5 protein-coding genes are annotated in these 11,858 nt (G+C 63.7%); 4 read left to right on the top strand and 1 reads right to left on the bottom strand.

Annotated features, from left to right (window positions below; translation table 11 throughout):
• The first annotated feature begins 143 nt into the window (after window positions 1-143).
• Window positions 144-683, top strand: a complete 540-nt coding sequence (locus GGI60_RS23665) for a murein L,D-transpeptidase family protein (RefSeq protein ID WP_183919075.1) — start codon at window positions 144-146, stop codon at window positions 681-683.
• Between the two features lie 8 nt (window positions 684-691).
• On the opposite strand, the gene msrA is transcribed toward GGI60_RS23665, so the two are convergent.
• Window positions 692-1,393 (bottom strand): peptide-methionine (S)-S-oxide reductase MsrA, encoded by a 702-nt coding sequence (gene msrA, locus GGI60_RS23660; protein WP_183919030.1) that lies wholly within the window; start codon window positions 1,391-1,393, stop codon window positions 692-694.
• A gap of 209 nt (window positions 1,394-1,602) precedes the next feature.
• Between msrA and GGI60_RS23655 the strand changes: the two genes are divergently transcribed.
• From GGI60_RS23655 to treY, 3 genes are read left to right on the top strand one after another with little or no spacing between them, the layout of a single operon-like run.
• Window positions 1,603-7,071 carry an alpha-2-macroglobulin family protein gene (locus GGI60_RS23655; RefSeq protein WP_183919031.1) on the top strand — a complete coding sequence of 1,823 codons (5,469 nt, stop codon included), beginning with the start codon at window positions 1,603-1,605 and terminating at the stop codon, window positions 7,069-7,071.
• Window positions 7,071-9,152, top strand: coding sequence for a penicillin-binding protein 1C (gene pbpC, locus GGI60_RS23650; protein ID WP_183919032.1), 2,082 nt, complete (start codon window positions 7,071-7,073; stop codon window positions 9,150-9,152). Before GGI60_RS23655 ends, pbpC begins: the two co-directional genes overlap by 1 nt.
• A 60-nt stretch (window positions 9,153-9,212) precedes the next feature.
• Window positions 9,213-11,816, top strand: coding sequence for a malto-oligosyltrehalose synthase (gene treY, locus GGI60_RS23645; protein WP_183919033.1), 2,604 nt, complete (start codon window positions 9,213-9,215; stop codon window positions 11,814-11,816).
• Window positions 11,817-11,858: the final 42 nt, after the last annotated feature.

The following is an 11,858-nucleotide window of genomic DNA, read 5'->3' as shown; positions in this document are numbered from 1 at the left end:
TTTAAGCTATTGTTAACGTTAATTAATTCTTAAGGAGGCGCTGGCAGGGCAGGTAAACTATGGCCGATCTTGAGCGCGCACCTCTGGTTGAGGGCGCGATGACACGTTATGATTATTCATTGGCTCGAGAATCGAGGATCGGCTTGAGAAACAAGGTTATCGTGCTGGCCATCGTGGCCGTCGGCCTTTTCGCCTATACCAAGGTGATGGCGAGGATCGGCTCGGGCTCACCGCCCCCGGCCGCGCCGATGGAACAACGCGCCGATCTTATTCGCGTTTATAAATCTGAACGCCGTATGGTTCTCCTTAAAGGCGACGCTCCCATCGCGACCTATCAAATTTCTCTGGGCAGTGCTGCCGATGCAGGCCCCAAACAAAGCGAAGGCGACGAGAAGACGCCTGAAGGGCGCTACGAAATAGACTGGCGCAATCAGAAGTCGATGGCGCATCTGAGCCTGCATATTTCCTATCCGAAGCCAGAAGAGCAGCGGGCGGCTGAAGTGAACGGCTTTCCGCCAGGCGGCAATATCATGATCCACGGGCTGCCCAATGGCTGGGGCCTGCTCGGAAAAGCCCATCGGCTGTGGGATTGGACCGATGGCTGCATTGCCGTCACCAATACGGAAATGGGTGAGATCTGGGCCCGCGTTCCCGACCATACGCCGATCGACATCATGCCCTGACCGGCCGATCAGCCCTTGGTCTTACCGACGAGCACCGGCTGGCTGCGATAGTCGGCCGGAAACAGCGACTTCAGGTTCTCGATTTTCGGCAGGTCGTTATAGACGATATAGGGATAGGTCGGGTTGAGCGTCAGGAAATCCTGATGATAGGCCTCGGCCGGATAGAAGCCGGCGGCATCCGATACTTTGGTGACGATCGCTTGCTGGAAGACATGCGCCTTGTCGAGCTGGTCGATATAGCGTTCGGCCACCTTGCGCTGCTCCGGATTCGAGACGAACAGCGCCGAGCGATACTGCGTGCCTCGGTCAGGTCCCTGGAAATTCAGCTGCGTCGGGTTGTGCGCCACAGAGAAGAAGATCTGCAGCAACCTGCCGTAGCTTATCTTTTTCGGGTCGAACCGCACCTCGACGGCTTCGGCGTGGCCTGTCGAGCCGGTGCTGACAGTTTCGTACTGCGCCGTTTTCGCCTCGCCGCCGGCATAACCGGAGACGGCGCTCTCGACGCCCTTGACGTGCTGGAAGACGCCCTGGACGCCCCAGAAACAGCCGCCAGCGAAAATGGCGGTCTCGGTGCCCGATGTGGCGGTTTCGTCGATATCGGGCGGCGGGATGACGACCGCCTCCTCGGCGGCGGCTACACTCGCACCGAGTAAGACAACGGCGGCGGCGAGGAGCGAAGCGAAGCTCCTGCGGTGGGAAGATATGGACATGGCGCGACCTCCTGCGAGTTGTCCAAAATCCTTGCTCATCCTTGCAAAAGCGGCAAATCACAAGGCGATCACTCACGCCGATGTGACAACCAAAAGAAAGTGCCAGTGCGAAGTTGAAACAGCGCTCAAGTTGAGTTGACAATCGCGTGGGGAGTGAGGAGAGTGCCGCCGGTCAGAGCCAGCATCGCCTGTATCCTTGGGGGGAATCTATGTCCGTGCGCTCGTTCTTTGCTTTCGCCAGCATCGCATTTTTGTCCGTGATCGCCGTCAGCTTTCCAGCCGCCGCCGCGGAGACGAAGCGTGACATTCAGACGATCAAGGACGCCGATTTCTTCGGCTTCGATCTTCGCACCGAGCAGAACGTCTCGCTCGATCAATGCAAGACCTCCTGCATCGGCGACAAGAGCTGCAAGGCCTTCACCTACAATCCCAAGGTGAAATGGTGCTTCCTGAAATCCGATTTCAAGACGATGAACGCCTTCCCCGGCGCGATCGCCGGCAAAATCGTCGAGACATCAGCCCAGAAGGAACCTGATATCGGCGCCGCACCGCGCCTGACCTTCCTGACCAACGACCTGATCCAGCAAGCCCACGACTTCAGGGACAATCTTGCCCTGACCGACGGCCAGCAGGGCCAGGGCGCCGACAGCCTGACGGCGAATGCCCGTCTCGACATGACCGCCAACAACCTGACCGACGCGCTGATCGCCTTCCACGGCGCGCTGTCGCTCACGCCAGACGATGCCGATCTCTGGCTCGAAACCGCCCGCGCCGCGATTTCCTTCGGCAGCACGGAAAGCAGCGTCACCGGCCAGGCCGTGCTCGATGCGCTGAACGGCTACGAGCTGACGCGCACCAAGGCCAAGCGCGCCGAGGCCCTTGCCGTGCTCGCCAGCGCTCTCGAACGAAACGCCAATTACCGCCCCGCGCTCGGCGCCTACAAGGCGAGCCTGGCGCTGGTTGCCTCCGACGAGGTGCAGAGCGCCTACCTGCAGCTCAAATCGACGCAAGGCTTCCGCATCACCGAACACACGGTCGACGCCGACAGCGCGACGCCGCGGGCCTGCGCCACCTTCTCCGAGGCGCTGGTCAAGACCACCGACTACACGCCCTTCGTGACGTTGAACGGCGAGGCGCCCAAGGCGGTCGAGACGAAGGACAAGCAGATCTGCGTCGAGGGCCTGACACACGGCCAGACCTACAAGATCGCCTTCCGCACCGGCCTGCCGTCATCGGTCGACGAGACGCTCGATGCGCCTGTTACCATCGACGTCTATATCAAGGATCGCAGCCAGATGGTGCGCTTCACCGGCGACAGCTTCGTGCTGCCCTCGACGGCGCGCCGCGGCATTCCGATCGTCTCGGTCAACCTGACCTCGGCCAATCTCAAGCTCTACCGCATCGGCGATCGCGGAATCGCGCCGCTTTTGACCAACTCGCAGTTCCTGAGCCAGCTCGACGGCTACAGCGCCCAGAACATCCAGGATCAGAGCGGCGAGCTTGTCTGGCAGGGTTCGATCGAGATCGCCAACGAGCTCAACAAGGACATCATCACCAGCTTCCCGGTGGACGAGGCGCTGCCCGAACGCAAGCCCGGCATCTACGTGATGACCGCAACGGCGGGGAACGGCCCGGCGCAGGAATGGGATTCGCAGGCGACGCAATGGTTCCTCGTCTCCGATATCGGCGTCAGCACCTATGCCGGCACCGACGGCCTCAACGTCTTCACCCGTTCGCTCGCCTCGGCAAAACCGATAGCAGACGTCGAATTGCAGCTGCTGGCCAAGAATAATGAGGTGCTCGGCACGGCGACAACCGATGAAAACGGCCGCGCCATCTTCACCGCCGGCCTGATCCGCGGCACGGCGGCGCTGACACCTGCCGTCATTACCGCGAAGAACGGCGCCTCGGACTATGTCTTTCTCGACATGACACGCGCCGGCTTCGATCTCTCCGACCGCGGCGTCACCGGCCGCGCCTCGCCCGGCGCGATCGACGTGCTGACCTTTACCGAACGCGGCATCTATCGCGCTGGCGAAACGGTCCACGCTCAGGCGCTTGCCCGCGACACCGACGGCAATGCCATCGAGAATCTGCCGCTGACCTTCATCTTCAGCCGCCCGGATGGCGTCGAAGACCGCCGGATCGTCAGCCAGACCAGCAATCTCGGCGGTTATTCCGTCGATTTCGCCACCCAGGAAAACGCCATGCGCGGCACCTGGACGATGAACATCTACACCGATCCGAAGGGTAGCGCGATCGCCAGCAAGAGCTTCCTGGTCGACGATTTCGTGCCTGATCGCACCGACATGGAGATCAAGACCGAGGCCAAGGAGATCGGCCCGGATACGCCGGCGAACATCACGATCTCAGGCAAATATCTCTACGGCGCTCCGGCCGTCGGCCTGACGCTCGAGGGCGATGTTGTCGTCAAGCCGACGCGTGAGAGCGCCGCCTATAAGGGATTCTTCTTCGGCCTTGCCGACGAGGAGGCGAACGAAGATTCGCGTCTGCCGATCGACGGGCTGCCGGAGCTCGACGAAAACGGGCAAGCTTCGACCGACCTCACCGTCGGCGACCTGCCGGCAACGACGCAGCTGCTCAACGCCACCGTCTATATCCGCATGCAGGAAGCGGGCGGGCGCGCCATCGAGCGCTCGCTTGTCCTTCCGGTGAAGAACGAGCGCGCTTCGATCGGCATCAAGCCGGAATTTTCCGACGAGCTGCCTGAGAATTCCGTCGCCAACTTCACGGTGATCGGCGTCGATGCCGCCGGACAGAAGCAAGAGACGAAGGGCCTGCGCTGGAAATTCTACAGCCTCAACCGCGAGTACCAATGGTATCGCGAGGGGACGGCCTGGAAATACGAGCCGGTCTATACCGCCGAGCAGATTTCCAACGGCAGTGTCGACGCAACGATGGACGGCGGCAAGATTTCCGTGCCGGTGACCTGGGGCCGCTACCGTCTCGAAGTGGAAAGCCCTGACGCCGACGGCCCGACCTCCAGCGTCGAATTCGACGCCGGCTGGTTCGTCGCCTCGACGTCGACCGAAACGCCGGACGGCCTGGAAATCGCCCTCGACAAGGACAGCTACAAGATCGGCGAAACTGCCAAGCTGAAAGTCACGTCGCGCTATGGCGGCGAACTGATGGTGACGGCCGGAACCGAAAAGCTCGTCGCCGTACAGAATACCACGATCGGTGAGACCGGCGGCGAGATCGACATCCCGGTCACGGCGGACTGGGGCGCCGGCGCCTATGTCACGGCAACGCTCTTCCGCCCGGGCGACGCCCAGGACAGCCACATGCCGATGCGCTCGATCGGCATCAAATGGCTGAAGGTCGATCCCGAACAGCGCGCGCTGCAGGTCAAGCTCGATACGCCGGAAAAGATGCTGCCACGCGGAACGCTTGATATCGGCCTGCAGGTGACCGGCGCGGGCGCCAACGAGGATGCCTACGTCACGGTTGCCGCCGTCGATGTCGGCATTCTCAACCTGACGCGTTATGAACCGCCGAACCCGGAAGACTGGTATTTCGGCCAGCGCCAGCTTGGTCTCGAGATCCGCGACCTCTATGGCCGGCTGATCGACGGCTCGCTGGGCGCGACCGGCAAGCTCAGGACCGGCGGCGACGGTGGCGCCATTGCGCTGCAGGCAAGCCCGCCGACGCAGAAGCTCGTCGCCTTCTTCTCCGGCCCGGTCAAGCTCGACTCCGAGGGCAATGCGAAAGTCTCCTTCGACATTCCGCAGTTCAACGGCACGGCGCGCGTCATGGCGGTCGCCTGGTCGAAGACCGGTGTCGGCCACGGCGTTAAGGATGTCATCATCCGCGATCCCGTGGTCGTGACGGCGAGCCTGCCGAAATTCCTCGCTCCTGGCGACAAGGCCAATCTGCGCCTCGAGATCGCCAATACCGATGCGCCGGCCGGCGACTACAAGCTGCAGCTGACCGGCAATGACGCGGTCGGCATCGAAGACGGATCCGCCGCGCAGACGATCCGCCTCGAAGCCGGCGCGAAATCCCAACTGACGCTTTCGCTCATCGGCAAACAGCCGGGCGCCGGCAGCGTCTCGATCAACCTTTCCGACGCCTCCGGCCTTTCGCTCGACCAGGTCGTCGACGTGCCGGTCCGTCCGGCATCCCTGCCGATCACCCAGCGCAGGGTGCTGGCACTGAAGCCGGGGGCCAAGCTGACGGTGGACAAGAACCTGCTGGCCGACAGCGTGCTGCCTGGCGCCTCGATCAGCGTCAATGTCACCCGTTCGGCGGCCTTCGACATTCCGGCGCTGCTGATGACGCTCGACCGCTACCCCTTCGGATGCGCCGAACAGACGACCAGCCGGGCGCTGCCGCTGCTCTATTTCGCCGAAGTGGCGAAGCAGGCCGGCATCGAAAACGACGAGGACGTGCGCAAGCGCGTACAGGACGCGATCTATCGTGTGCTCTCCTACCAGGCCTCGGCCGGCAGCTTCGGCCTCTGGGGTCCGGATTCCGGTGACGTCTGGCTCGATTCCTACGTCACCGATTTCCTGACGCGGGCCCGCGAAATGAAATATGACGTGCCGGAAAAGGCCTTCGTGCAGGCACTCGAAAACCTACAGAATAACCTCTCCTACACCACCGACATCAAGGGCCAGGGCGACCAGATCGCCTATGCCATCTATGTTCTCGCCCGCAACAAGAAGGCCGCGATCAGCGATCTGCGTTATTACGCCGATACGATGATCAACGACTTCCCGACGCCGCTCGCCAAGGCACATATCGCCGCCGCACTGGCGCTCTACGGCGATGCCCAGCGTTCGAAGAACATTTTCATCGACGCGCTGCAGATGTCGCAGCAATCGATGGTGTCGCGCGTGAACCTCTCGCGCACCGACTACGGCACGATCCTGCGCGACGGTGCTGCGATCCTGGCGCTTGCCGCCGAGAGCCGGCCGGTGCCACCTGTCATCCCGGATCTCGCCAAGGCCGTTGCCAAGGAATGGGGCCGCAGCAAATACAAGAGCACCCAGGAAGAGGCCTGGATGCTGCTTGCAGCGCGCGCGCTCCAGGGCGGTGATGACGGCCTGAAGATCGATGTCAATGGCGCGGCGCATAGCGGCGCCTATATGGCACGCATGACCGGCGATGCGCTCGCCGATCATCCGCTGACGCTGACCAACCAGACGAACGACTCCGTCTCGGCTGTCGTCACCACCGTTGCCGCCCCCACCGTGCCGCTGCCGGCCGGCGGCGACGGCTTCCTCATCGAGCGCAGCTATTACACGCTCGACGGCGAGGAGGCCAATATCAGCGAGGCGAAGCAGAACGAGCGTTACGTGGTCGTCATCCACGTGCGCGAGACCAATGACTGGCAGTCGCGCATCGTCATCACCGACCTTCTGCCGGCCGGCTTCGAGATCGACAATCCGAACCTCGTCGACAGCGCCCAGATGACGAATTTCGACTGGATCGGCGAAATATCAGCCGCCCATACCGAATTCCGCTACGACCGCTTTGTCGCCGCCTTCAACCGTGCGCCGGGCGAGGAGCGTGAATTCAACGTCGCCTATGTCGTACGCGCCGTCACCCCCGGCACTTACGACCATCCGGCAGCAAGCGTCGAGGACATGTACCGGCCGGAGCTTTCGGCCCGCACGGCGACCGGCAAGATGGAGGTCGTAGCAGCACAATAATGAGGCTGTGGCACAAGTTCGCGATCGGCTCCGCCGCCGGCATCCTGCTTGCCGGCGCGGCTCTGCTCGCGCTCGACGCCGCCGACCGGACCTTTCCGCCGCCGCTCGACAAGGCGGCGGTGGTTTCACCCGAGGTGCTGGATGCCGATGGGCAGCTGCTGCGTGCCTTTGCGACCCCGGAGGGCCGTTGGCGGCTGAAGACTGTGGTCGCCGATGTCGATCCACAATTCCTGCGCATGCTTGTTGCCTATGAGGATCAGCGTTTCTACGATCACGGCGGCATCGATATCCTGGCGCTCGGGCGTGCCAGCCTGCAGTTCGTCCGCAACGGCCGAATCGTCTCCGGCGCCTCGACGCTCTCGATGCAGGTGGCCCGGCTGATCGAGCCGCGCACGGAACGCTCGTTTTCAGCAAAACTTCTGCAGCTGGCACGCGCCGTGCAGATCGAACGGCGGCTGTCGAAGGAAGAGATCCTCGACCTCTATCTTACCCATGCCCCCTATGGCGGCAACCTTGAGGGCGTGCGCGCCGCAAGCCTTGCCTATTTCGGCAAGGAGCCGCGCCGCCTGACAGTGGCCGAGGCGGCGCTGCTGGTCGCCCTGCCGCAATTGCCGGAACGGCGTCGTCCGGACCGCAATCTCAAGGCCGCGCAGGAGGCGCGCAAGCGCGTGCTCGACCGCGTCGCAGTGGCCGAGGCCGTCGGCGACGGTGAGGCGGAACGGGCCGAAACGGTCGCCATTCCACCGCGGCGCCTGCAACTGCCTGCCCTTGCCGCCCATGTCGGCGAAGCCGCATTGCGGAAGGAGCCTCTGGTCCTCAAGCATCAGACGACGTTGAAGAAGCAGGTGCAACAGGGGCTGGAATCCGTCGCCCGCGCCGCGACGACGAAACTCGGGCCGAAGCTTTCGCTCGCCATGGTGATGGCGGATGCCCAGACCGGTGCGATCGTCGGCGAAGTCGGCTCGGCCGATTATTTCGACGCCAGCCGTTCCGGCTGGATCGACATGACACGCGTCAACCGTTCGCCTGGCTCGACGCTGAAGCCTTTCATTTATGGACTCGCTTTCGAACAGGGCCTCGTGTCCCAGGAGACGATCATCGAAGACCGGCCGGCCGATTTCTTCGGCTACCGGCCGCGCAATTTCGACATGAGCTATCAGGGCGACGTCACCGTGCGCGAGGCCTTGCAGCTCTCCTTGAACGTGCCGGCCGTCAAGCTGCTCGACGCCATCGGGCCGTCGCGGCTGCTGGTGCGCTTACGCCGCGCCGAAGTGCGCCCGGCCCTGCCGCCGAATGAAACGCCGGGCCTTGCGATCGGTCTCGGCGGCGTCGGCATCACGCTGAAGGATCTGGTGCAGCTTTATACAGCGCTCGCCAATCGCGGCCAGCCGGTACGGCTCGGCGACGGCGTCACCGGCACACCGGGCAAGCTCGACGGCGAACCGCTGCTTGAGCCGGTAGCGGTCTGGAACGTCGCCGATATTCTCTCCGGCGTCATTCCTCCCGCCGGCGCGCCGCAGCGCGGCATCGCTTACAAGACCGGCACGAGCTACGGCTATCGCGACGCCTGGTCGGTCGGCTATGACGGCCGGTACGTGCTCGGCGTTTGGGTCGGCCGGCCCGATAACAGCGCCGTGCCCGGTCTGACCGGCTATGGGACCGCCGCGCCGATCCTGTTCGAGGCTTTTGCCAAATCCGGCCTCGCCACGACGCCCCTGCCCCGCCCGCCGGCGGGCGCCGTGCGCATCGCACAGTCGGAGCTGCCGATCAGCCAGCGGCGTTTTGCGCTGAATGCCAGCGGCCTGCTCGTCGCCTCCGGCCGCGAGCCCGCGCCGCTGATCGTCTATCCGCCCGAGGGCGCCCATATCGATCTCGGCGCAAAGGGAGGCGACCTGTCGCCGCTGCTGTTGAAGCTGCAGGGCGGCCGCGCGCCCTTCCGGTGGCTCGCCAACGGCAAGCCCTTACCCGATCTCTCGCGCCGTCGCACCCAGCAATGGCTGCCCGATGGCGGCGGCTATTCGAAACTGACCGTCATCGATTCCGCCGGGCGCGCCGCAAGTGTCGGCGTTTTCATCGACTGAAGGAACCAAAGCCGGGCGACAACCGTTGGAAAAGGTCTCCCTCCAACGTTAGACGGCCTCATGACAGTTCCGACAGCGACCTACCGGATACAATTCCGCAACGGCATGACCTTCGATGATGCTTCTCGCCTCATTCCCTATCTCAAGACGCTCGGCATCAGCCACCTCTATGCCTCACCGATCTTCACCGCCGTCAGCGGCTCGACACACGGCTATGACGTCACCGACGCCAATGAGATCGATCCCGCACTTGGCGGCCGCGCCGGGTTCGACCGGCTGACCGAACGCCTCGCCTCGGCGGGCATGGGATTGGTTCTCGACATCGTTCCGAATCATATGGCCGCCTCACCGGAAAACGCCTGGTGGCGGGACGTGCTGGCGTTCGGCCGGCAGAGCGCCTATGCGCGCCATTTCGACATCGACTGGGGCGAGCCGCTGACCCTGCCGCAGCTCGGCCAGGGATTCGAAGAGGCGCTGGCCGCCGGCGAACTGCGCCTCGTGCTTGACGAAACGCACGGCAATTTCGCGTTAGCCTATTTCGAGACGCTGCTGCCATTGAACCCCAGCAGCTATGGCGCGGTCGCAAACCGGCTTGACGATCCGGTCGCGACGAGAATGGCGGAGGCGGCCGTCACATCAGGCGAGGACTTCGCCCGGGCGCTGCGCGACATCCTCTTCGAAGGCGGCGATCGCGCGACCCTCCGGCAAAAGCTTGAGGACGTCTCGTCCGATCGCGAATTCCTGAGAGACCTGCATGACGAGCAGCATTGGCGCCTGACCCATTGGAAGGAAGCGGCGCGGCATCTGAGTTACCGCCGCTTTTTCGAGGTGACCGGACTGGTCGGCACCCGCGTCGAGGACCCCCGGGTGTTCGAGGACATGCATCGGCTGGTGCTCGAGCTCGTGCGCCATGGCAAGGTGCAGGGCCTGCGCATCGACCATGTCGACGGGCTCGCCGAACCGAAGGCCTATCTCGACAGGCTCAGGGCAGCAGTCGGTCCCGACACCTATATCGTCGTCGAAAAGATCCTCGGGGCGGGCGAGGTCCTGCCGGAGAGCTGGCCGGTCGCCGGCACCACCGGATATGAATTCATCGCCGCCCTCAGCGAGCTCTTCATCGACGCCAGCGGCCTGCGGATACTGGACGATGCCTATCGCGGCCTCGCCGGCGAGGCGGGCGATCTCGATGAAGGCCGGCGCCTTGCCAAGCAACAGATGGTCGAGCGCAATTTCGCCGGCGAGACCGGCAGGCTGGTCGCCATGGCAGCGGGAATCTTTCCCGAGATAAACCGGGAAGAGATCGCCACCGCGGTGCGCGAGCTGCTGATCGCATTCCCCGTCTATCGCACCTACGGCGACGGCGGTCCGCTGAGCTGGCAGGATTCGGCCGTCCTTGCCGCAACCGCATCGCAGGTCATGCCGCAACTCGACCGGCGCGCGCTCGATCACGTGCTGAAGCTTCTCGAAGGCAAGATTGACGGTGACGCGGCCCATGAATTCCGGATTCGCTTTCAGCAGCTGAGTGGGCCCGTCATGGCGAAGGCGACGGAGGATACGCTGTTCTACCGCTATAGCAGGCTGCTTGCCGCAAACGAGGTCGGCGGCGAACCGGGCAAACCGCCCGAGGGGCCGGACGGCTTCCATCGTCGGATGGCCGAGCGGGCGCGGCTGCAGCCGCATGGGCTTTCGACGAGCTCCACTCACGACACCAAACGGGGCGAGGATGCACGCGCAAGACTTTACGTCTTGAGCGAGGGCGCGGACGTTTTTGCCCAGGCGTTGGAGCGTTGGCGTCACATGAACCTTTCCTGGCTGAAGAATTTGCCGGGTGGTGCGGCGCCGGAACCGAATACCGAATGGATGCTGTATCAGGCGCTCGCCGGCGTCTGGCCGGAAGAATTCGACAGAGCACAGGGGGACGACCTCCGCGTGCGCTTTACCGATTACGCGGTAAAGGCGGTGCGCGAGGCGAAATTGCGCAGCGCCTGGACCGAACAGGATGGCGCTTACGAGGAGGCGATCACAGCCTATGCGGCGGCGCTGGTATCGCCGGACAATGACGCCTTTCTGGAAGATTTCGAAAGGGTGCTGCAGCCCTTCATTGCGGCGGGCTACGTGAACAGCCTGTCGCAGACACTGTTCAAGCTTACGGCGCCGGGCATTCCCGACATTTATCAGGGCTCGGAAGGTTTCGATTTCAGTCTTGTCGATCCCGACAATCGCCGGCCGGTCGACTATACGCGACTCACGGCTTGGCTTGATGAAGCCGGACCGATCGCCAAGCTTCAGGCGGCCGCCTTGAAGCAGCGCATCATCGCAATCGGCCTGCAGCTTCGCCAGCGGCACCCGGTTCTCTTCGCCAAGGGCGACTATCTGCCGTTGAAGACGACGGGCAGCCGCCGTGATCACGTGCTGGCTTTTGCCCGCGTGCATAATAGCGAATTCGCGATCACCGTCGCCCCGCGGCTGATGTTCGGCTGGCTGGATCCCGGCGTGCTTTTTGCCGGCCCGGAATTCTGGGAGGACACGGCGATCGCGGTGCCCTCCCCTCTTCACGGGCTGAAGGCGGATCTCGTGACTGGAAAAACGATCGAGCCGGGAGGCAGCATTTCGGTGGCCGCACTGCTTGGGAGCCAGCCTCTCGGCCTGGTCAGCCCGATCTAAGGATCGGGCGATACCGCCGTCGCGCGACGCGAAGCGGCGGTT

It is taken from the genome of Rhizobium lentis (assembly GCF_014200175.1).
GTDB lineage: Bacteria > Pseudomonadota > Alphaproteobacteria > Rhizobiales > Rhizobiaceae > Rhizobium > Rhizobium mulingense.
The sequence above is the reverse complement of the archived record's forward strand: the minus strand, read 5'-3'. Positions and strand labels throughout refer to the sequence as shown.

What these genes read in the sequence shown, in the direction of transcription:
- msrA (WP_183919030.1), bottom strand. Translation starts at nt 1,393, where the DNA reads ATGTCCATATCTTCCCACCGCAGGAGCTTCGCTTCGCTCCTCGCCGCC.
- GGI60_RS23655 (WP_183919031.1), top strand. Translation starts at nt 1,603, where the DNA reads ATGTCCGTGCGCTCGTTCTTTGCTTTCGCCAGCATCGCATTTTTGTCC.
- pbpC (WP_183919032.1), top strand. Translation starts at nt 7,071, where the DNA reads ATGAGGCTGTGGCACAAGTTCGCGATCGGCTCCGCCGCCGGCATCCTG.
- treY (WP_183919033.1), top strand. Translation starts at nt 9,213, where the DNA reads ATGACAGTTCCGACAGCGACCTACCGGATACAATTCCGCAACGGCATG.